At 71.8% G+C, this 20,797-nt stretch carries 19 protein-coding genes; 10 read left to right on the top strand and 9 right to left on the bottom strand.

The annotated features are described in order from the left end of the window. Positions 1 to 47 precede the first annotated feature (47 nt). On the top strand, positions 48 to 1,181 hold the full coding sequence (locus tag ACWC9R_RS01055; RefSeq protein WP_450727719.1) for a questin oxidase family protein: 1,134 nt from the start codon (positions 48 to 50) through the stop codon (positions 1,179 to 1,181). Positions 1,182 to 1,185: 4 nt separating this feature from the next. Here ACWC9R_RS01055 and ACWC9R_RS01060 read toward each other — a convergent pair whose 3' ends face one another. Genes ACWC9R_RS01060 through ACWC9R_RS01070 form a run of 3 tightly spaced genes read right to left on the bottom strand, consistent with a single transcriptional unit; the run spans position 1,186 to position 3,897 of the window. Continuing rightward, positions 1,186 to 1,680: a GerMN domain-containing protein gene (locus ACWC9R_RS01060; protein ID WP_450727721.1), complete on the bottom strand. Its 495-nt coding sequence runs from the start codon at positions 1,678 to 1,680 to the stop codon at positions 1,186 to 1,188. Beyond that, a complete protein-coding gene (locus tag ACWC9R_RS01065) occupies positions 1,677 to 3,203 on the bottom strand; it encodes an ATP-binding protein (RefSeq protein WP_450727723.1) in 1,527 nt (508 codons plus the stop codon). Before ACWC9R_RS01065 ends, ACWC9R_RS01060 begins: the two co-directional genes overlap by 4 nt. A 7-nt stretch (positions 3,204 to 3,210) precedes the next feature. Beyond that, positions 3,211 to 3,897: a response regulator transcription factor gene (locus ACWC9R_RS01070; RefSeq protein ID WP_362603755.1), complete on the bottom strand. Its 687-nt coding sequence runs from the start codon at positions 3,895 to 3,897 to the stop codon at positions 3,211 to 3,213. A 132-nt stretch (positions 3,898 to 4,029) separates the two neighbouring features. On the opposite strand from ACWC9R_RS01070, the gene ACWC9R_RS01075 reads away from it, so the two are divergent. From ACWC9R_RS01075 to ACWC9R_RS01100, 6 genes are all read left to right on the top strand, one after another. Beyond that, positions 4,030 to 4,665, top strand: coding sequence for a hypothetical protein (locus ACWC9R_RS01075; RefSeq protein WP_450727725.1), 636 nt, complete (start codon positions 4,030 to 4,032; stop codon positions 4,663 to 4,665). Continuing rightward, the gene (locus ACWC9R_RS01080; RefSeq protein ID WP_450727727.1) at positions 4,662 to 5,750 is read left to right on the top strand and encodes a peptidoglycan-binding protein; all 1,089 of its coding nucleotides are present in this window, start codon (positions 4,662 to 4,664) and stop codon (positions 5,748 to 5,750) included. Before ACWC9R_RS01075 ends, ACWC9R_RS01080 begins: the two co-directional genes overlap by 4 nt. Further along, positions 5,747 to 6,475, top strand: a complete 729-nt coding sequence (locus ACWC9R_RS01085) for an ABC transporter ATP-binding protein (protein WP_450727729.1) — start codon at positions 5,747 to 5,749, stop codon at positions 6,473 to 6,475. The genes ACWC9R_RS01080 and ACWC9R_RS01085 overlap by 4 nt, the downstream gene beginning before the upstream one ends. After that, complete coding sequence (locus ACWC9R_RS01090) at positions 6,472 to 7,668, top strand: ABC transporter permease (protein ID WP_450727731.1); 1,197 nt, start codon at positions 6,472 to 6,474, stop codon at positions 7,666 to 7,668. The genes ACWC9R_RS01085 and ACWC9R_RS01090 overlap by 4 nt, the downstream gene beginning before the upstream one ends. 592 nt (positions 7,669 to 8,260) lie before the next feature. Continuing rightward, a complete protein-coding gene (locus ACWC9R_RS01095; RefSeq protein ID WP_450727733.1) occupies positions 8,261 to 10,210 on the top strand; it encodes an ABC transporter ATP-binding protein in 1,950 nt (649 codons plus the stop codon). A gap of 186 nt (positions 10,211 to 10,396) precedes the next feature. Beyond that, positions 10,397 to 12,055, top strand: a complete 1,659-nt coding sequence (locus ACWC9R_RS01100) for an APC family permease (RefSeq protein ID WP_450727735.1) — start codon at positions 10,397 to 10,399, stop codon at positions 12,053 to 12,055. A gap of 4 nt (positions 12,056 to 12,059) precedes the next feature. Here ACWC9R_RS01100 and ACWC9R_RS01105 read toward each other — a convergent pair whose 3' ends face one another. Next, positions 12,060 to 12,875 carry a helix-turn-helix domain-containing protein gene (locus tag ACWC9R_RS01105; protein WP_450727737.1) on the bottom strand — a complete coding sequence of 272 codons (816 nt, stop codon included), beginning with the start codon at positions 12,873 to 12,875 and terminating at the stop codon, positions 12,060 to 12,062. 132 nt (positions 12,876 to 13,007) lie between these two features. Between ACWC9R_RS01105 and ACWC9R_RS01110 the strand changes: the two genes are divergently transcribed. Next, positions 13,008 to 13,469 (top strand): hypothetical protein, encoded by a 462-nt coding sequence (locus tag ACWC9R_RS01110; protein WP_450727739.1) that lies wholly within the window; start codon positions 13,008 to 13,010, stop codon positions 13,467 to 13,469. A gap of 43 nt (positions 13,470 to 13,512) precedes the next feature. On the opposite strand, the gene ACWC9R_RS01115 is transcribed toward ACWC9R_RS01110, so the two are convergent. Then, positions 13,513 to 15,549, bottom strand: a complete 2,037-nt coding sequence (locus ACWC9R_RS01115; RefSeq protein ID WP_450727741.1) for a TerD family protein — start codon at positions 15,547 to 15,549, stop codon at positions 13,513 to 13,515. Between the two features lie 330 nt (positions 15,550 to 15,879). On the opposite strand from ACWC9R_RS01115, the gene ACWC9R_RS01120 reads away from it, so the two are divergent. Next, positions 15,880 to 16,197 carry an SHOCT domain-containing protein gene (locus ACWC9R_RS01120; protein WP_450727743.1) on the top strand — a complete coding sequence of 106 codons (318 nt, stop codon included), beginning with the start codon at positions 15,880 to 15,882 and terminating at the stop codon, positions 16,195 to 16,197. A gap of 282 nt (positions 16,198 to 16,479) precedes the next feature. Here the strand turns inward: ACWC9R_RS01120 and ACWC9R_RS01125 are convergent, their stop codons facing one another. From ACWC9R_RS01125 to ACWC9R_RS01135, 3 genes are all read right to left on the bottom strand, one after another. Beyond that, positions 16,480 to 17,175, bottom strand: a complete 696-nt coding sequence (locus tag ACWC9R_RS01125) for a DUF305 domain-containing protein (RefSeq protein WP_450727890.1) — start codon at positions 17,173 to 17,175, stop codon at positions 16,480 to 16,482. 116 nt (positions 17,176 to 17,291) lie between these two features. Further along, positions 17,292 to 17,687, bottom strand: a complete 396-nt coding sequence (locus ACWC9R_RS01130) for a DUF6153 family protein (protein WP_450727745.1) — start codon at positions 17,685 to 17,687, stop codon at positions 17,292 to 17,294. Positions 17,688 to 17,784: 97 nt separating this feature from the next. Beyond that, positions 17,785 to 18,138 carry a hypothetical protein gene (locus ACWC9R_RS01135; RefSeq protein WP_450727747.1) on the bottom strand — a complete coding sequence of 118 codons (354 nt, stop codon included), beginning with the start codon at positions 18,136 to 18,138 and terminating at the stop codon, positions 17,785 to 17,787. Between the two features lie 482 nt (positions 18,139 to 18,620). Here ACWC9R_RS01135 and ACWC9R_RS01140 point away from each other — a divergent pair, with 482 nt between their 5' ends. After that, a complete protein-coding gene (locus ACWC9R_RS01140) occupies positions 18,621 to 19,931 on the top strand; it encodes a VanZ family protein (protein WP_450727749.1) in 1,311 nt (436 codons plus the stop codon). Positions 19,932 to 20,046: 115 nt separating this feature from the next. Here ACWC9R_RS01140 and ACWC9R_RS01145 read toward each other — a convergent pair whose 3' ends face one another. Then, positions 20,047 to 20,664: a TetR/AcrR family transcriptional regulator gene (locus ACWC9R_RS01145; protein WP_450727751.1), complete on the bottom strand. Its 618-nt coding sequence runs from the start codon at positions 20,662 to 20,664 to the stop codon at positions 20,047 to 20,049. Between the last annotated feature and the right edge of the window lie 133 nt (positions 20,665 to 20,797).

A 20,797-nucleotide genomic window follows, 5' to 3' on the forward strand; every position in this document is an offset into this window, starting at 1 on the left:
ATGGTTTGGATATCCAAACTATTGGGACATCCGAAAGGTGGAGCCCTGTGCCGTCGATCAGCTATCACGACGCGCTCAACGACGCGCTGGAACGCATGGACGACCTCGGGTACGAGCGGGGGCAGGGGGTCGATCTCGCCAACCACGGCCCGATGGGCGCCGAGGCGCTCGCCCTGCTGGGGCAGGAGGGCGAGGTCGCCGCGTGGGTCCGGCGCTACCGGCGGGCCATGGAGCACCACGAGCCCCCGGCCCCGCGCTTCGCCCTGGACCCCGCGGACGAGTCCTCCTGGCGCCCCGCGCTCGGCGACTTCCCCCGGGCCGGGGACTGGGAGCGGCTCTTCGTCCGCGAACTGGCCGGGGCGCACTGGCGCGAGGTGCTCGTCCGGTGGTGGCCGCGCCTGATACCGGGCCTGTTCGCCGGCCTGACCCACGGCCTGATCCGCACCGCTCACGCCGTACGGGGGCTGTATGCCGCCGCCGACAAGCCCACGCGGCTCCAGCTGAACGAACTCGCCCGCGGGCTGGCGTACTGGGCCGCCCGCTACACCGAACTTCCCGGCCGGCCGCGGCTGCGCGGCACCCACGACCTGCCGTCCGCGGTGGCCGCGCTGCCCCGGGTGCCGCAGGACGGCGGCCTGGGGCCCGGCACCGCCCGGCACCGGCTGGACACCCTCGCCGAACTGCCCGGCTACCAGGACGCGCTGGAGTGGCCCGATCCGGCGCAGGCGCCCCGGATGCTGTCCGAGATGACCGCCCAGTTCGCCGATGTCTACCTCGGCCACCCGGAGGTGTATCCGGTGCCGCTGATCCACGGCGTCACCGCGCCCGCCGCGGTACGCCTGGTGCTTCCGCATCTGCCGCCCGCGCTGTACGAGCCGACGCTGGCCCAGCTGTGGCAGGTGCAGGCCGCGTTCCTGCTGGCCTTCACCACCGACCGGCGGGACGAGGGCACGGCGGCCTGGCGGACGGCGGCCGACGACCTGCCGCCGGTGGGCGAACTGGGCGCCCGCGCCGCCGAGCACGGCGACGAGCACGTCATCAAGTTCACCGAGGCATGCCTGCGGGAGTACGCCCTGCGGCCCGATCCGCGGTACGTGGCCGCCGCGTTCGCCGCCCAGCGGCGCATCCCCCGTCTGGATGCCGGCGGCGGCGTCGGTGGTGTGCGGCCCGGCACGCCGTAGGGACTCAGTGCGACAGGAACTGCTGGCACTGGTACGGCCCGGCGCGCTTCCCGCGGGCCACGAGGGTGACCTGGACCTTGTCCGGGCGGGTGCCGTGGAGGAGGACCTCGGCACGGGCGAAGGTGCAGACCAGCTGGCCGGTGCTCTGGTCCTGGGGGGAGTCGGCGGTGTAGCCGGGGGTGTTGATGGTGACACTGCCGTGGCGGGAGGTGACGCTCAGCCACTTGTCGGGGGCGACGAGGCTGGCCAGGCCGTCGGCCCGCTCCTCCGGGGTCGGACCGTCGAGCAGCAGCCGGTAGGCGATCTTGAAGTTGTCGACCCTGGTGCCGGGGCGGGGCACCCCTCGCAGTCCGCTGTCGGAGGCGAAGTAGATCCGCATGGTGTCCGAGATCCCGGAGGGCGCGGTGCCGCCGGAGGTGACGCCGGTGGGACGGATACCGCAGCCCGCGGTGACGAGGGCGAGCACACAGCAGGTGAGGGCGGTGCGGGGGCGCGTCATGAGGCGGGTTCCGTACGGAGGGGTATCTGGAGGGTGAAGACGGCGCCGACGCCCGGTGCCGGGGGCGCGAGTTCGATGGTGCCGCCGTGCAGCCGGGCGTTCTCCAGGGCGATGGCCATGCCCAGGCCGCTGCCCTCCGAGCGACTGCGGGCGCTGTCGGCCTTGTAGAAGCGGTCGAAGACATGGCGGGCGACCTCGGGGGCCAGCCCCGGTCCGTGGTCGGCGACCGCGACGGTCAGCCGGTCGTCCGCCGCCCGTACGGTGACCGTCACCGGCGGCGCACCGTGCCGCAGCGCGTTGCCGACGAGATTGGCGACGATCACGTCGAGCCGGCGGCGGTCGAGCCGGGCCCGTATGCCCGGCGGGAGATCGGCGTCGACCCGGTCGGTCCAGCCACGGGCCGCGAGCGTGCCGCGCACTGCCTCGGCCATGTCCACGGAGTGCACCGTGAGCGCCACCGCGCGGGCGTCGAAGCGGGATATCTCGATGAGGTCGTCGACGAGCCGGGTCAGCTTGGCCGTTTCGGCGCTGACCGTGCGGGCCGCGTGCGCGGTGTCGGGGGTGAGCTGGTCGGCGTCCTCCTCCAGGACGCTGGAGACGATGGTCATGGCGGCCAGCGGGGTGCGCAGCTCATGGGAGACATCGGCGACGAAACGGCGGGCCAGGGCCTCCTGTTCGCGCAGCTCGCCGACGCTGTGCTCCAGCGCACCGGCCGTCTCGTTGAACGTGTGGGCGAGTTCCGCGAGTTCGTCGCGGCCCTTCTCCTCGACCCGGATGCTCAGCTCGCCGGTGGCCAGCCGGCGGGTGGCCCGTGCCAGCTTGCGGACCGGCCGCAGGACCGTACGCGCCGCGAGCAGCGCCAGGACGGCGGCCAGCAGCACCACGGGCAGCAGGCCGCGCTGCACACTGCGGACCAGGTCGGCGGTGTCGCGCTCCTCGTCCGCCAGGGAGACCACCGCGAATATCTCGACCCCGGACGGCTGCCCGGAGCCGCCGGCACGGTCCGCGGAGTCCAGCAGGACCGGGGCGCCGAGGGTCAGCCAGGGCTTCCCGCCGTGCTCCACCCGCTGGAGCGAGACCTGGGTGCGGGTGCGCACGGTCGCGCGCAGCTCGGCGGTGATCCGGCTGCGGTCGGCTGACGGGTCGGAGGAGGCGGTGTAGTCGCGGTACTGGGTGACGACCAGCGCGCCGCGCAGACCGGACGAGACATCGGTGGCGAACCGGGCCATGGAGCGGGGGTCGGTCGGGACGTCCAGCTCCGCCGCGAGGTTGTTGACGCGGTTGCGGAAGTCCTCGACGGCGGCGTTCTGGGCCCGCTTGAGCACCGCGTCACGCGATTCCCGGTAGGCCAGTGCCGTGGCCGTGACGGCGCTGATCAGGGCGACCACGACGACGGTGACGATCAGCCGGCCGCGGAGCCCGTCGAGGCGCGGGAGCCGCGGACGGGCCCGCGGTCCGGTCCGTGCGGCCGACGGCGCAGCGGACGGCGCCGCGGTCTCCGTGCTCCCTTCCGTGGTGCTCATGGCGCGCTCACAGCGGCCCGAAGCGATAGCCGAAGCCGCGCACCGTCTGGATGTAGCGCGGCCTGGCGGGCAGGTCCTCCAGCTTGGCGCGCAGCCGCCCGACCGCCGCGTCCACCAGCCGGGAGTCGCCCAGGAAGTCGTGCTCCCAGACGAGTTCGAGGAGCTGCTCCCGGCTGAAGACCCGGCCGGGGGAGGCCGACAGCTCCAGCAGCAGCCGCAGCTCCGTGGGCGGCAGGGGGAGGGGCTCGCCGCGCTTGGTGACGGTCAGGCCGGCCCGGTCGACGACGAGCCCGTCGAAGTCGTCGGTGTCCGTGCGGGTGACCGGCCCCGCCCGCCGCAACGCCGCCCGGATACGGGCCTCCAGCACCCGGCCGGTGATCGGCTTCACCACGTAGTCGTCGGCGCCCGCCTCCAGGCCGCTGACCACGTCCAGATCGTCGCCGCGCGAGGTGAGCATGATGATCGGCAGCTGTCCCCGGCCACGGATACGGCGGCAGACCTCGAAGCCGTCGATGCCCGGCAGCATCAGGTCGACCACCGCGATCTCGATGCCGCCGCCGCGCGGCCGGGACAGCAGCTCCAGGCCCGCCTCACCGGTGGCGACGGCGTCGACCTCGTGGCCGTGTCGGCGCAGCACCAGCTCCATTCCGTCCCGTACGGACGTGTCGTCCTCGATCAACAGCACATGCGGCATGAGGCGATTATGGGCGAGGGTTTTCGCAGCTCAGGAGTTATCCACAGGGTGAAGGCGGGGCCCGGCGGCATTGTTACGTTCTCATCATGCGGCCATGGAGCGGCCACCAATTCCCGCCCCGACATTGTCGGCATGACGCAGAAGACACGCTCCCGCTCCCGTGCCGCGCGCCTCGCGCTGCTGGCCGCCGTCCCCGCCCTCGCCCTGACCACGGCCTGCGGCGGTGCCGCCGAGTCGTCCGACGACGGGGTCGCCTCCGTCAGCGACGCGCCCTCCACCGGCCGCACCAAGGACGCCGGCGACGCGTCCGGGTCCGGTTCGGCCCAGGGCAAGAGCGCCTTCTACGACGCACAGCTGAAGTTCGTCCAGTGCATGCGCAAGAAGATCACCAAGGACTACCCCGACCCCAAGCTGAGCGGCCATCTCGACTGGACGAAGATCAACGAACTCCAGGAGAAGAGAGGCAACGACGACGTCGCCAAGGCCGGCCGCGGCGGCGCCTGCAAGAACGAGATGCAGAAGGCCATGAGCCTGGAGCCGCCCCGCGACACCCAGAAGGACTACGAGTCGATGCTCGCGCACGCCAAGTGCATGCGCGCCCATGGCGTATCGAAGTTCACCAACCCGCGGCTGCAGGACGGCAATGTCCTCCCCGGCGGTGACCCGAACCCCGCCTCACCCGAGATCGCGCAGGACTCGCCCGCCTACAAGCAGGCCGAACAGGCCTGCAAGGACAAGCTCCTCGACGGACTGGACGGCCTCCAGTGAGCCCGTCGGGAAAGCACCGCCGGGGCCTGGTCGCCCTGGCGGCCGCGGTCACCGCGACCGCGGCGACCGCCGGCGTCATGATCCTCACCGGCCCCGGGAAGGACGCCTCGGCCGGGAAGCCGAAGGGGCCGCCCACCACGACCGAGATCACCCGCACCGACCTCGTGCAGAGCAAGACCGCCGACGGGCGGCTGGACTACGCGCAGCGGCGGGCGGTGAAGTCCCCCGTGGACGGCACGGTCACCAAGGCCGCCGAAGCGGGGAAGACCGTCTCCCTCGGGCAGCGCCTGTACGAGCGTGACGCCCGGCCGGTGACCCTCCTCTACGGTGCGACCCCGATGTTCCGCACGATGAAGGCCGGCGCCCGCGGCCCGGACGTCCTCCAACTGGAGCGCAACCTCCGCGACCTGGGCTTCGGGGCGGGCCTGTACGTGGACGCCCGCTTCGACGGGGCGACCGAGGCCGCCGTCAGGCAGTGGCAGAAGTCCCTGGACATGACCGCCGACGGCAAGGTCGGCCAGGGGGACGTCGTCTTCCAGCGCGGCCCGGTCCGGGTGGTGTCCGCCGACGCCGCCCTCGCCGACCGCGTCGGCCCGGACAGCAAGGTCCTGACGGTCGCCTCCACCAAGCCCGTCGTACGGGTCTCGCTCGACCAGGTCGACCGGGCACTGGCGGCCGACGGCACCAGGGTGGAGATCGCCCTGCCCGGCGGAGGCACCCGGCACGGCAAGGTCAGCGGTGTCGCGGCCCCCGAGGACGCCGAGTCCGCCGAGAGCGGTGCGGGCGGCTCGTCCGGGGACGGCATCGACGTGGAGATCACGCTCGACGGCGACGCCAAGCTCCGGCAGGAGGACCGGCAGACCACCCTGAGCGTGAAGTTCGTCAGCGAGAGCCGCAAGGACGTCCTGACGGTTCCGGTCGAGGCGGTCGTCGCGCTGCGCGAGGGCGGCTACGGGCTGGAGCTGGTCCAGGGCTCCAGAACCCGCATGGTGGCGGTCGAGACCGGTCTGACGGCCGACGGCCGGATCGAGGTCAGCGGGTCCGGACTGGCCGAGGGCATGAAGGTCGGAGCGGCCGAGCAATGACCCCACCCGTGATCGAACTGCGGGCGGCCACCAAGGCGTACCCGGGCGGGGTGCACGCCCTGCGGGGTGTGGACCTGCGGGTGGAGCGTGGCGAACTGGCCGCCATCGTCGGCCCGTCCGGCTCCGGCAAGTCCACCCTGCTCAACCTCCTCGGCACCCTCGACCGGGCCACCTCGGGCGAGGTCCGGGTGGCCGGATACGACGTGAGCCGGCTGTCCGACGCCCAGCTCTCCGCGCTGCGCGCCCGCCACATCGGCTTCGTCTTCCAGCACTTCCACCTCGCCCCCGGCCGCAGCGCCCAGGACAACGTCGCCGACGGACTGCTGTACGGCGGCACGGCGCTGCGCGAGCGCCGCGCGCGGGCCCGTACGGCCCTGGAGGAGGTGGGGCTCGGGCACCGCATCGGCCACCTCGCCCACCAGCTCTCGGGCGGCGAGAAGCAGCGGGTGGCCATCGCCCGCGCGCTGGTCGGCGACCCCGACCTGCTGCTCGCCGACGAACCGACCGGCGCGCTGGACACCGCCTCCGGCGCCCTGGTCATGAACCTCATCCGTGAGCTGCACGCGGCCGGCACGACCGTCTGTGTCATCACCCACGACCACGAGATCGCCGACGCGCTGCCCCGCCGCATCCGCTTCCGCGACGGCGAGATCGTCGACGACTCCGGTGCCGCTCCGGCCGCACCCGGCTCCCCCGTGGAGCCCGCCGAGGAGGTGTCCCCATGAGCGGCCCCGCGCTCCGCCCGGCCCGGCTCTCCCCGGCCGACGTCCTGCGGGTCGGCGCCGAGGGCCTGCGCAGCCGCCGTACCCGGGTCGTGCTGTCCGCCCTCGGCATCGCGATCGGCATCGCCACGATGGTCGCGGTCGTCGGGCTGTCCACCTCCAGCCGCGCCGACCTCATGAACCGGCTCGACCGGCTCGGCACCAACCTGCTCACCGCCGAGGCGGGGGAGGACCCCATGGGCGGCGCCGTCAAGCTCCCCGAGAACGCGGTGGCGATGGTCGAGCGGATCGGCCCGGTCCAGCACGCCACGGCCACCGGCGCGGTCGACGCCCGGGTGCGGCGCAGCGATGCCGTACCGGAGGAGATGGCGGCCGGCATCACGGTCCAGGCCGCCCGCACCGACCTGCTCGACGCGCTCAATGCCCGTACCGTCCAGGGCAGCTGGCTGAACCGTGCCAGTGAGCGGCTGCCCACCGTCGTGCTGGGCTCGGTCGCCGCCGACCGCCTCGGCGTCTCCGGGCCCGGCGGCAAGATCCTCCTGGACGACCGCTGGTACGTCGTCACCGGCATCCTCGCGCCCGTCGAGCTGGTGCCGAACCTGGACCGCACGGCGCTGGTCGGATACCCGTCCGCCGAGCGCTACTTGGGTTTCGACGGCCACCCGACCATGCTCTTCGAGCGCTCCACGGACGCCTCGGTGGAGGCGGTCCAGGGGGTGCTGGCCCGTACGGTCAACCCGGGTGACGAGGGTTCGGTGAAGGTCTCCCGCCCCTCCGACGCCCTCGCGGCCAAGGCGGCCACCGACGAGGGGCTGACCTCGCTGATGCTCGGCCTGGGGGCGGTCGCGCTGCTGGTCGGCGGGGTGGGCGTGGCCAACACGATGGTGATCTCCGTACTGGAGCGCCGTCAGGAGATCGGGCTGCGCCGTGCCCTGGGCGCGACGCGTGGCGCGGTCCGGAGGCAATTTCTCACCGAGTCGCTGATGTTGTCGGCGCTCGGCGGGCTGGCGGGCGCGGCCCTGGGCGCCGCCGCCACCGTGGCCTTCGCCCGCGCCCAGGGGTGGACCGCCGTCGTCCCGCCCTGGTCACTGGCCGGCGGGCTGGGCGCCACCCTGGTGATCGGGGTCGTCGCCGGCCTCTATCCGGCCGTACGGGCCTCCCGGCTGCATCCGACGGTGGCGCTCAGCGCGACCTGACCCCGGGCGACGGCGGCGTCCGGCGGCGCTCGTACGGGCCCGTGCGGGCCCCGGCGGGCGCCGCCGCCGGGTGTCCGGACCGGCCGGACGCGCTCCCCCGTGCCGTGGCATCCGGAGAGTGACGATTCGGCACTCTTTGAGTTGTTTGCGAAGAAACTTGGTCTATATCTGAAATTTCACGCATTCTGCCTTGTTGGAGACAGGTGAGCGTCGTAGCTTGGGAGTTGTCGTACTGGTAACGGTTCGATAAAGAACACGCAACGAGGAGGCGAGTATGAGCTTCCGCAATGTCTTCCCCAGAAGGCGTAGGCACGACGACGATTACGACCACGACCATGGCCGCCGTCGGCGTCGCAGGAGGCGTGGACGCAGGTATCTGCGCAGGCGTCGTCGCCACTGACTCGAAAACCTGAGTCCGAGGCAGGCTCGCGTTCCGCGCGGGTCCGCCTCGTTGGTTTGAGGGGCCATCCGTGGCCCCGGCCATCCGCCCGAGCAGCGACGATATGACGTAGCGACCATGCACCTTCGCAGCTCGCGCCGGCGTGCTGAGCGCCGTGCGGCGTCGCCTCAACAAGGCCCGCAAGCACCGCCCGTGGGGCCCGGCTCGTCCGTCTCGCACGAGCCCGTCGCCCCCTCTCCGCTCACCGCGCCCGGCCCACGGCCCACCGCCCCGCCACCCCCGGAACCCGGTGCCGACCGGGTCCTGCGCGCCGGCCTGGTGGCCGACGCCCCGATCCGCACCCGGCGGGTGGGGTTCAAGGAATCGGTACGCCGCTTCTGGCCGCTGACCCAGGGGGACCGGCGCTGGATCGTCATCATCTGTCTCTGCGCCATCGTGGCCGCGCTCGCCGAGACCGTGGCCATCCTGGTCTTCGCCCAACTCACCGACAACGCCCTCCAGAAGGGCTCCGTCAGCGCCTTCTGGTCACCGGCCGCCCTGTGGCTGGGCGTGGCCGTCGCCGGCGGGGTGGTGGGGTACCTGGGCAACTCGCTCGCCGCCTGGACGGCCGAGCGCTTCGTGATGCGGCTGCGGGCCAGGGTCTTCGCCCACCTCCAGAAGCTGCCGCCGCACTTCTTCCAGCGCAACCGCCGCGGCGACCTCGTCGAGCGGATGACCGGCGATGTCGACGCCATCGAGGAACTGGTGGTCAGCGGGCTGGTCCAGGCGGCCACCGCCGTCTTCGGCATCATCTTCTACGCCGGCGCCGCGATCTGGCTGCGCTGGGACATGGCCCTGGTCACCTTCGCCCTCGCCCCGCTCTTCGTGATCGCCACCCGCCGTTTCACCGGCCGGGTCAAGGAGGTCTCCCGCCGGGAGCGCGCGGCCGACGGCGCGATCACCTCGGTGGTCGAGGAAGGGCTGGTCAACGTCGTCCTGACCCAGGCCTACAACCGGCAGTACGACGAGCAGGAACGGCTCCGTCGCGAGGCCCGCAGGTGGTTCCGGGCATCGGTGACCAGCGCCCGCCTCAACGAGCTGTACGAGCAGATCGTCGAGGTCCTCGAAACCCTCTGCGTCCTGGCGATCATCGGCCTGGGCGCATGGGAGATCTCCGCGGGGCGGATGACGCTCGGCGAGCTGCTGGCCTTCGCCGCCTTCATCGGCTACCTCTACCCGCCGATCCGCGACCTCGGCCAGCTCGGGCTCACGGTCACCGAGGCGACCGCCGGCTCCGAGCGGCTGCTGGAGATCCTCGACGCCCGGCCCGCCGTCACCGACCCCGACCCTGCCACCGTCGTCCCCACACCGAGCCGCGCGGTCGGCGCCGTGGAGGCGAGCCGCGTCCACTTCCGCTACCCCGGCGGCCCCACCGAGGTCCTCCAGGACTTCACTTTCACCGCGGTGCCCGGGGAACTGGTCGTCATCACCGGCCCCAGCGGCGCGGGCAAGTCGACGCTCGCCGCCCTGCTGCTGAGGTTCTACGACCCGGACAGCGGCAGCATCCGGCTCGACGGCGTCCCCGTGAACCGCATGCCGCTCGCCCGGCTCCGCCGCAACATCACCCTGCTGCCCCAGGAGACCCTCGTCCTGCACGACACCGTCGAGGAGAACATCGCCTGCGGGCGGGACGACGTGACCCACGGCGATGTCGTCCGCGCGGCGAAGGCGGCCGACGCCGAGGTGTTCATCGACGCCCTGCCCGACGGCTACGACACCGTCATCGCGCCCGGCACCTCCCGGCTCTCCGGCGGCCAGCTGCAGCGCGTCGCCATCGCGCGGGCCATGCTGCGCGACGCCCCCGTACTCATCCTCGACGAGCCCACCACCGGCCTGGACACCCTGGCCACCCAGCACATCCTCGAGCCCCTACGGCGCCTCGCCGAGGGCCGCACCACCATCGTGATCACCCACGATCTGGACCTCGCCACGGACGCCGACCGCATCCTGGTGCTGGACGAGGGACGCCTGGTGGAGTCCGGCACCCACGCACAACTCCTCGCCGGCCACGGCCTCTACGCCACGCTGTTCCACACCCACCCCCCGTCCCGCAACGGCTCCCCGCAGCCCCTCGCCCACCCCCCGGCCACTCACTGGCGGTAACCAGCCGCATGGCCACACGGGCCGACCACCCGGCACCCGCACGGCCCGACGAGGGAACTCGCCGCCCAAACCGGAACCTGACCGGCCTCCATGCGTTTACTCTCCGTATACGGGCGACGCACCGCGCGCCACCAGCGCGAGGTCCGCGCCCCAGGACCTAGATGGCTCGGTGAACCAGGAGCGCGCGTGAGCAAGCCAGCCGTAGCGGGGAGTGGGAACGCGGGCGGGACCCGCCATCTGCGCCGGGCGGTCGGGTTCTGGGGGCTGATGTTCCTCTCCCTGGGATCGATCATCGGCTCCGGCTGGCTGCTCGGCGCGCTCACCACCGCCGTCATCGCCGGACCGGCCTCGCTGATCTCCTGGGTGCTCGCCTCGGCGATGCTCGCCGTGCTCGCCCTGGCCCACGCGGAGCTGGGCGCCACCTACCCGATCGCGGGCGGCACCGCCCGGTTCCCGTTCTTCGCCTTCGGCCCGCTGACCGGCTTCACCGCGGGCTGGATGTCCTGGCTGCGCTCGGTGCTGATCTCGCCCATCGAGGTCGAGGCCACCCTGTCGTACCTGGACCGTGTCGGCTGGGTCCACGACCGGGTGGACATGCTGAACCCCAACGGCACCCTCACCACCCCGGGCCTGGTGATCGGGACCTTCTTCATGATGGTCTTCACGCTCATCAACGTCCTCGGGGTGCGGCTGATGTCCGGGATCAACTCGGTCACCGCCGTGTTCAAGACGGCCGTGCCGCTGCTGACCGTCATCGTCCTGATGACGCTGTCCTTCCACGGCTCGAACTTCACCGCGGGCGGCGGCTTCGCCCCGCACGGGGCGCACGGCGTCTTCGCGGCACTGCCCGCCGGGGTGGTGTTCGCGCTCCTGGGCTTCGAACAGGCCATCCAGCTGGCCGGGGAGGCCCGCGACCCGCAGCGCGACATCTCCCGGGCGGTGGTCGTGGCCATGGCCGTCGGCACCGCGCTCTACCTCCTGCTCCAGGTCGCCTTCATCGCCGCCCTGGACCCCGGCGCCCTCTCCCGCAGCTGGGACAACCCCGTGGGAGCGGGCAACTTCGGCCCGTACGCCACCCTGGCGACCGCCGTCGGCGCCGGCTGGCTGGCGACCGTCCTCTACGTCGACGCCGTCATCTCCCCGGCCGGCACCGGCCTGGTCTACATGGCGGGCGCCGCGCGGCTCTCCTACGCGATGGGACGCGAGCGGGTGCTGCCCCGGGCCCTCACCCAGGTCGGCCGCAGCCGGGTGCCCGTCGTCTCCACCCTCCTCGCCTTCGTGGTCGGCGAACTCGCCTTCCTGCCGTTCCCCAGCTGGCAGGCGCTGGTCGGCCTGGTCACCTCGGCCGCCGCGGTCATGTACGCGTTCGCACCGGTGTCGCTGCACGCCCTCCGCGTACGCGACGGCGCCCGGAACCGCCCCTACCGGCTGCCGGCCGGACCGGTGCTGGCCCCCATGGGCTTCGTCTTCGCCAACCTGATCTTCTACTGGTCCGGGTACGAGGCGGACTGGAAGCTCGGCATCGCCGCCGCCCTCGGCTTCGTCTTCCTCGCCCTCACCCGCCGCGGCATCCCGGCCGCCGAACGCGCCGGACTCTGCGCCCGGAACGCCCTCTGGGTCTGGCCCTGGCTGGGCGGCATGATCCTCATCGGCCGGTTCGGCCGCTACGGCGGCACCGGCGCGCTCCCCGACTGGTGGGACCTGGTGATCGTGATCGTCTTCAGCCTGGCCGTGCACTACACCGCGGTACGGCTCGCGATGCCCCCCGAGGCGGTCGAGGCGGCCGTCCAGCACGAGGAGGAGGGCGAGTCCGTGCCCCCGCAGCCCGGCACCTCAGGACGCTGACCGGTCACCGCGCGGCGGCCGCCGCGCGCAGCGCCTCCGCGGTGAACTCGTCCAGCGGATAGAAGAGTTCGATCGCCAGCTCCGAGAGCGTCACATCGGCCGGGGCGCCGAACGTGGCCATCGTGCTGAACAACGACAGTTCACCGCCCGGCACCCGGATGCGGAGCGGCACCTGAATCGGCCCCGGCCGCGCCACCGGGTCGTCACCGGCCCGGACCGTCTCCGCCTCCGTGGGCACCGGGTAGCGGCACACCTCCTCGTACAGCGCGCGCAGCTGTGCGTCCCCCGTGGTGCGGACCTGGCGCAGCAGCCGCTCCAGGACCAGGGTGCGGACCTCGATGGCGTTCGCCAGCCGCCCGATCAGTCCGTCCGGGTGCAGCGTCAGCCGGTACACGTTCGGCCGCGGCGTCAGCAGCTGCGGCGGAACGCCCGCCAGGAGCAGGGACATGGCCCCGTTGCCGGTCACCACGTTCCACCAGCGGTCGACCACGACGGCCGGATACGGCTCGTGCGCCGTCAGCATCATGTCGAGCGCGGCCCGGATCTGCGCCATCCCCGCGTCATCGAGGCCGCTCTCCTGGTAGGCCGGCGCGTAATCGGCCGCCAGCAACAGGGCGTTGCGCTCCCGCAGCGGCACGTCCAGCGCCTCGGCCAGCCGCAGCACCATCGCCCGGCTCGGACGCGCCCGGCCGGTCTCCACACAGGACAGATGCCGGGTGGAGGTGTCCGCGAGCAGCGCGAGGTCGAGCTGACTGTGCCTGCGCCGCAGACGCCATTCCCGTAACAGGACGCCCACCCGGGGCGACTGATCCACCACCATCCCCGGAGGATAGCCACCCGCTCATCACCGCGGCCATGACCTCACAGGTCATTGAGTACGTCACCCACGCGATGTCACGGTCTACCCCCGGCCGGCACCACTCGGCCCCCGGCCCCTACGGAGGAGACCCTCATGGCCGCTTCAACCACCCCTGCCACCACCGCCGTTGGCGCAACTGCCGCTACCGCGTCCCCTGCCCTTTCCGCTCCCGCCCCGGGCCCCCTGCGCACCGCCCTCCGCATCGACAGCTGGAGCACCGCCGCCTTCGGCGTCGTCCTGCTGGCCGCCGGCAGCCCCCTCAGCGGCCCGCTCGGCCTGCCCATCACCTGGTCCGTCCCCTTCGGCATCGCCATGCTCGGCGGCGCCGCCGCCCTCGCCCTCATCGCCGGCTACCCCCGCATCCCCGCCCGCCTCACCCTGACCGTCATCACCGCCAACGCCCTCTCCGCCCTGGCCCTCCTCCTGCTCCCCCTCACCGGCCTCCTGCCCCTGACCACCCTGGGAACCGCCTTCCTCCTCACCGGCGCGGCCGCGGTCGCCGTCTTCGCGGGGCTGGAGTACCGGGGGTATCGGGGGGAGCGGGGGACGGGGTAGCGCCCGGCCGGGGGGAGCGCGGAGGGGGCCCGGCCACACCGCCTCACGTGGCGGGGGCGGGCCGCCGTTCGAAGGCCGGCAGATGCGCGACCACGTTCGCGTAGAACTGGTCCACCGCCTCGTCGACGCTGCGGATGAACCCGGAGGCGGCGCCGCCCCGCGTGGCGCCCATGCCCTTGAACAACGACAGCCGGAACCCCGTGATCGCCGCCCCTCCCTTGGGCAGCAGGTCGGCCGGTTCGGGACGGAGCCGTTCCAGGGTGCCGCGCGGGCCGTTGTCCCCCTCCACCAGGGTTTCGACATGGAGGTCGGCGGGCGCCTTGGCCAGCAGCCGGATCAGGCGTTTCGCGGAGGTGAGCGGGTAACTTCCATCGGGCACGGGGGTGTCGATGGAGGTGCGGAGCTTGCCGGTCCGCAGATCGGCGGTGAGGGCGAGCACCCCGGGCGCACCGTCGACGCGCAGTTCGGCGGACAGCCGGCCCTCGTCGCACAGCCGGTCGGCGAGTACGGTCCGCCGGGCATGCGGATCGGTGCCGCGCCTGCCGCGCTGTACGGGCAGCGCCTTCTGGCCCAGCTCCCCGCCCAGCCGCAGGCAGACCTGCCGGATCAGCCGCTCCCAGCTCTCCACGACCTCCACCGCCCGCTCGTCACCCCGGCAGAGGGTCTCCGTGTCGATGCCGTTGCGCACCGGAACCCAGGCCGGGCCCATGTTCTGGAAGCCGTGGCAGCCGGAGTTCTCGTGCTGGAGGTAGCGCAGAAGCTCCTGGAGCAGCCAGGCGTGGGCGGCGTTGCCGACGCCCTCGTGCCGGATCAGGGTCTGCGCCTGGTAGGTGACCTCGGCCCAGGACAGATGCCACAGCACGACCTTGTGCTTCCGCCGCCCGTCCGTCTTGACCTGCACCAGCGGACGGCCTTCCAGGGCCACGTCGTTGGAGAGCGTGATCACCGCCTCGTAGCCACGGCGGGCGGCGATGTCCAGGTAGTTCTGCACCTGCTCGGACCGCAGCGCGTTGCCGTTCGTCTTCGTCTCGACCAGCGCGGTCCACAGTTTTCCCGCGCGCTCCACCCGGATCACCCCGTCCGGGCGCTTGGGACCGTCGCCGTGCGGCAGCGCCACCTCGGTGAACGTCTGCATCCGGCCGGCCGGTGCGCCGAAGCCCGCGGTCAGCCGGCGGCCGAACTCCGGCACCTCGGCCATCACCGACAGCAGCACGGACGTGGCCCGGCCCTCCCGCTCCCGGTCACTCTTGAGCGAGCCCGCGGGGAAGAGCCGTGCGGTCCGCCAACTGTCGTTCTCCGCCAGCGACTTCTTCTCCGCCCTGGGCAGCGTGACCTTCTTCTTGGCGGTGCGCGGCCGCCGCGCACGGGGCACCGTGGCCCCTGCCGACGGCGACGCCCCCGCGGCCCGCCCCGCCACCTCCGGTGCGCCGTCCGGCGTCTCCGCCACCTCGGCCGCGGAAGCCGCCTGCCCCGCCGACGCCTGCCCTGTGGACTCCGACTGCCCGGCGCCCTCCTCCACGGGCACGTCCTCGCTCGCGTCATCCACATCGATGCCGAAGTCCGTGGCCAGCCCCGCCAGACCGGTCTCGTACCCCTGGCCGATCGCCCGGAACTTCCACTCCTCGCCCCGCCGGTACAGCTCGCCGAAGAGAAACGCGCTCTCCGTGCTCGCCCCGGCGATGGTGTAGCCCAGCAGCGCCTCACCCGCACGGTCGGAGAGCGTCAGCCGCAGATCGTCCAGCTCCCCGAAGCGGGCGTCACCGTACTGACTGGCCGCCAGCACCGCGCGGTCGACGTCGGCGGGCATCGCGGTCAGATCGAGGCTGATCCGGTCCTCGCTGCCGCTGCCGGTCGGTGTCTTGCCCAGCAGCTGCACACTGCCGTCGGGGGAGGCGGGGTTGTTGTAGAAGAAGAAGTCGGCATCGCTGCGCACCCTGCCGTCACCGCCCAGGAGCAGTACGGACACATCGGCGTCCCCCGCCCCCGCCGCGCTGCTCCAGCTCAGGCTCACGATCACCGAGCCGGTGTCCTCGCTCAGGGCTGCCAGGCCGATATTGGCGCCTTTGGTCATCTCGTGCATGCAGTCCCCCCAGACGCGCGGCGGCACTCGGGCATGCCCAGGCAGCCACGACATGTCGATCCGTGACGCAACGTGTACTCGCTGCGCACGGATTGCACCGTAGCGCTCACGGCGGCCGGACGCCGTGGGGATGAACAAGAAAAGAGGTGCCTGACGAGGCGCGACGCCTCCGGGCCGCCGGACGTCCCGCAGCCGGCCGGCCCACCCATGGCCGCTCACCCCGGAACGGGAGACCATGGAGGTGGCGCGGCAGCGCCTGAAGCCATGAGGGCAGGGGACCCGCCGTCACCTGCGGCCACCGGGCCCGCGCCGCGCGGGAGGTGAAGGCCGATGCTGTGCTGGTACGGCCGCCATGGCGGCGGATGGGCCTGGCTCGCGATGTCGATCAGCCTGTTCCTGTTCCTGGCGCTGCTCTTCGTCATCGCCCTGCTGATCGTCCGCGCCCTGAGCCGCTCGGGCCAAGGCCCCACCGCACCCCCGGGAACCCGCCCCGGTCCAGGCCCACGCACCGGTCCTGGACCGGGCACCGGCCCTGCCGCCGAGCAGATACTCGCGGAGCGCTACGCCCGCGGTGAGATCGACGAAGAGGAGTACCGCCGACGCCTCTCCACCCTCCGCGGCGCCCCGCCGGGCGGGCCGTCGCCGTAGCGGGCGGGCTCGGTGCCTGACCGCTGTCCGCCGTCTCCTGGGAGGCGCGACGGACAACGGCCAGGCGAGGTGAGGCCGGCCGTCAGGTGGGCGAGCGGGTTGCGACTGCCCGAAGGTGACGCCCACCCACCACCCGGCAGCGAGGCCCACCGCTGATGGCTATGGCCTACGGCCAATGGCTACGGCTTACCGCCGACGGCGAGGCCCATGACCAGCAGCCGGGGCCGGTGTCGGGGCCGGTCGCTGGCACCGGCATCGGCACCGGCCGCATGGGCCCGCCCCTCACCCCTCACCCAGCAACCGGTTCATCCGCGCGATCTCCGCCTCCTGGGCCTTGATCACGGCGTCGGCGAGCGCCTTCGCGGGCCCGTAGGCACCCTTCTTCTTCTCCACGCCCGCCATCTTCACCGCGCCCCGGTGATGCCCGACCATCATCTCCATGAAGGACCGGTCGAACCCCTTACCCGACTTCTCCTTCAACGCGGCCATCTCCTCCGCGCCCATCATCCCGGGCATGGCCGAGTGCTCCATGCCGGGCATGCCGCTGTGGGAGGAGTGCTCCGACCGGTCGGAGGGGTGCGAAGGACCGGAGTGGTCCATGCCCGGCATCTCCGCGGGCACCTGCTCGCCCCAGGCCCTCAGCCACCCGGACAGCGTCGTGATCTCCGGGTCCTGCGCCTTCTTGATCTTGGCGGCGAGCTCCTTCACCTGGCTCGACGAGGCTCGGGTGGCAGCCAGTTCGGCCATCTCCACGGCCTGCCGGTGGTGCGGAATCATCCCCTTCGCGAACGCCACATCGGCCGCGTTGTGCGGCCCGGCCGGCGCCGAGGCGCCGGCCGACGAGCCGGCCTCCGACGGGGAACGGCCATCGGACCGGCTCTCACTGCCATTGCCGCCACAAGCGGCCAGCGCCACCGCGGAAACGGCCGTCACAGCCCCCAGTGCGAGCCGGCGCGCGATCGGACGGATGGACGTCATGGATGTCATGGACTTCATGGACTTCATGGGTGAACTCCTGGAATGCAGCGGTATCAGGGCATGCCGAGCGACGGCACCGCGCCCTTGAGCGGGCGTCCGTGCCGTCGGGGGTGCTCCTAGATCCGCAGCAGTTGGAGTTCTGCCAGAGAGGGCGGCGCCCGCCCGCCGTCCCGTTTGCTGGGTTCGCCCACGCCTGCCGCGCCGGCGGGCTGTACGGGGCGGCCGAGGGAGGGGGCCGGCGCCGGCACCGCGGGCGGCCCGTGCAGCGCGGCGGACGCACAGGCCGAGTCCGCGTGATGCAGATGCCCACTGCCGCCGCAGTCACCGTCCCCTGGACAGTGCGCCTGTACGCCGGCCACCACGGTCATACGGTGCTCATGCCCGGAAGGCGCCATCGCGCCCCCGGGACCGAGCCCGTGCATACCCAACAGGCCCGCCAGCAGCCCGAGTACACACAGCACACGCCACCGCCGGGCGGCGGGCCGTGCCGTTACGTACGGGCTGCTGGACATCACCCCCTCATGCTAGGCAGTCGCCCGACCCCACCAGCGAGCGCCTCCAGCCGAACCGCTCCTCCGACCGAGCCGGCCCTCCCGGGACGGGACGCGCTCAGATGCGACGAACCCGCGCGGCGATCCCATGGCCCAGCAGCAGGTAAAGCCCCGCAGGCAGACCGTAATTGAGGAAAACCCGCACCCCTTCGGCGTCCATGGTGAAGATGTCCTGCGACCACCAGGCGAGTGCGTCGGCCACTCCATGGACGAATTCGACGAAGACATTTCCCTGGTTCGCTTCGAGCAGGTAGAGCAGTATCCACAGCCCAAGGAATCCGGCGGCCACATCCCCGATCGTGTGAATGATCAGTGCGGTCCGATGTGCACCGACACCGGACCGGTTGTGGTCATAGGTGCCATAGCCGTCATACGAGTTGTTTGCGGGCATGGGTTCGTGGGTGTTATTCATGCCTCCCTGATAGCCCACCCCCACTCCCCGAAACCACGCTCACGCCTCCGATTGGATAACCACTCCGCATCATTGGCGACCACTCGCTTTCTCCCACTCGGTGCACCCCCTCCCGTGCGTGGCCGTAACGGCCCGCCGCCGCGACGACGGGCGGCAGCCGAGGAGTCAGCGAAAGCCGCTTCGGCTCCACACCGGAAATGTCCTCATCTATCGGCTCACCGCCCGGAATCGCTTGTCCAGTCGATCACTGCCACATAAGATCATCTTGCGGTCAAGTGTCGCTGCGGTGCTTGCCGAGCACGGAGAATCCGGCACGTCGATCTGACCGTCGAACTGCCGGGAAAAAGGGGGATGTGCGTGATTTCTTTTCGCGGAAGACGCTTCGAGGCATCGTTGTCGGCGGGGCATTGAGGGATGGAAACACCCTGGGCGAGCACCTTCGCTGAGCAGCCCCTGTCCCGCCCTCCTGAAAGATGGACCTGGTGATTGAAGCATCTATCAGAGCGCTGCCCGGCCTGATCCCGGCACTTCTCGTCGTCACGCTCATGCTGGGTGTTCCGGCGGCCGTGATGGCGAAGCTCAGGGGCAGGTCCATAAGCCTGGTGCTGCTGTTCTCGGCGGCCCTGGCCGGTGTGCTCGCCGTGACTCTCATGCCAGGAGGCGGAGGCTCCGGGCAGGCCGGCATCTGCGATGTCGGCCTGCCCCGGTGGGAATTCCTGGATTCCGAGTCGGCTCGGCTCAACGTCCTGCTGTTCGTCCCGGTGAGCTGTCTCGCCGTATTGCTCTTCCGGCGCCCGGTGATGACCCTTGCCGGAATTCTGATGGTGACATGCGGTATTGAGTGGGTGCAGTCATGGACGGATATGGGCCGTGCGTGCAGCTATGACGACATCAAGGCCAACACGCTGGGGGGCGTCCTAGGTGTTGTTGCCGGAACGGTGATCCTGTGGGGCCACAAGCGCCGTCGGCCCTTCACCCGAAAAGATGCCCTGTGGGGCGTGTGTGTGGGCGCGCTGGGAGGTCTGCTGATCACCGCGGCATTCGCGTTCACCGTCACCCCGGCGAACTCGGAAGAGAAATCACAGCGTCTGCGCGCGAGGATGGGTGACCTGCTCAAGCAGGATGCCTGGCTGAAGCAAACGGTATCCGAGGTGTACGAGAAGGAAGCGAAGATCACCGGGAGTTCCAGCAGAAAGCTGAAGGGCGGGCGTTGGCGCCTGGAAGCCGAAACCTCACGGGGGACTGTCGTCGCTCTCTGGCCGGACCGAAAGCTCGAACGCCTCACTCCGAAGGCGGGAGAAAGCGACACCGGCTCTCTTTCCGTAGCCGAGATGCGCGCGACCGGGGAGCAGTTCGCCGAGAAGTGGTTCTCCAGCGAGATCGCACACGCTGAACTCACCGTTACTGCCCTGCACGGCAAGCGGGGCCCACACGTGCTGAGTTACCGCCGCTCGGTGAACGGGGTGATGATGCCGATGCGGCTGGATCTGAGCGTCTCGCCCGCGGGCCGTGTGACGAGCATGGCCGCACGATGCACGAAGGACCCCAAGCTGCCGAAGGCCGCCGTCACCGAGGCCGCTGCGAAGAAGCAAGCGGAACGTGGCGCCGGTCACTCCGTCGCGAAGCCGGGCAAGCTTCTCGCGCAGCGCGTCGACCAGGCCTGGCGGCCGGTATGGAGGGTTGGCATGGCCCCGGGCCCCGGGCAACGGGCCAAGTCCACGGTCTTCATCGATGCCGTCACCGGCGCCCGGGTCACCCCGGAACCCATCCAAGACGGTGACCCACAGAACTGACCCCGGACCGGCACGAGCCGGCAACAAGGTCCCTGGCCACGCCTCTCCGCTCGGCACCGCCGACTCATAGGTGCCGACGCCCCGGAACGGACTTCCTGAGGGGAATCGCCGTCCCTCAAGGGCGCGGCGATGGTGATGGCCTGGAAGGCGCCGGAATCAACGCCTCCAGGGCACGGTCCAGCGCGCGCAGGAGCTCCTCCCGCTCACCGGGCGCGTACAGCAGCCGCAGCGCCAGTCCGTCGGCGAGTGCGATCACGGCGTCGGCGAGGGCCCTGCAGTCCGCGGCCGAGTCCGGGCCGCTGCCGTGCCCGGCGGACGCCAGCCAGGCCCCGAGGGCCGTACGGACGTCCTCGTCGACCTGCCGGCGGATCGCGCCGAGGCCGGGATGGTGGGCCGCGCGGGTGGCGAAGGCGAGTTGGGCGGCGGCCTCGGCCCGGCGTTCCGCGTCCACGGGGAGGGTCGTGAGGACGAGTGCGCGGAGCGCCTCGCGTGGCGGGAGGCCGGAGTCGACGGCGGCCATCCGCTCCTCGACGCGCTCGCCGACCAACTCGGCGGCGAACGTCAGCAGTTCGTCCTTGGTACGGAAGTACTTCTGCACGGCCCCCGGCGAGCGGCCGCTCGCGGCGGCCACCGTGCGCACGCTGATCTCGTCCAGCCCCTGCTCGGAGGCGAGGCGCAGGACGGCCCCACCGATCTGCCGCCGCTGTTCGTCACGGTCCACCCTCTTGGGCACGCTCTACGGCTCCTCGCTCCACTGCCCGCCCCGTACTTCGCTGTCAGAATACGCCCGTATTCCTTTTGAGATACAGTCGTATCCCGAAAGTCGGGCGGCCGCGCCACCGCGGCCGAGGTGAAGGGGGACACCG

The sequence above is a fragment of the Streptomyces sp. NPDC001219 genome, assembly GCF_053597915.1.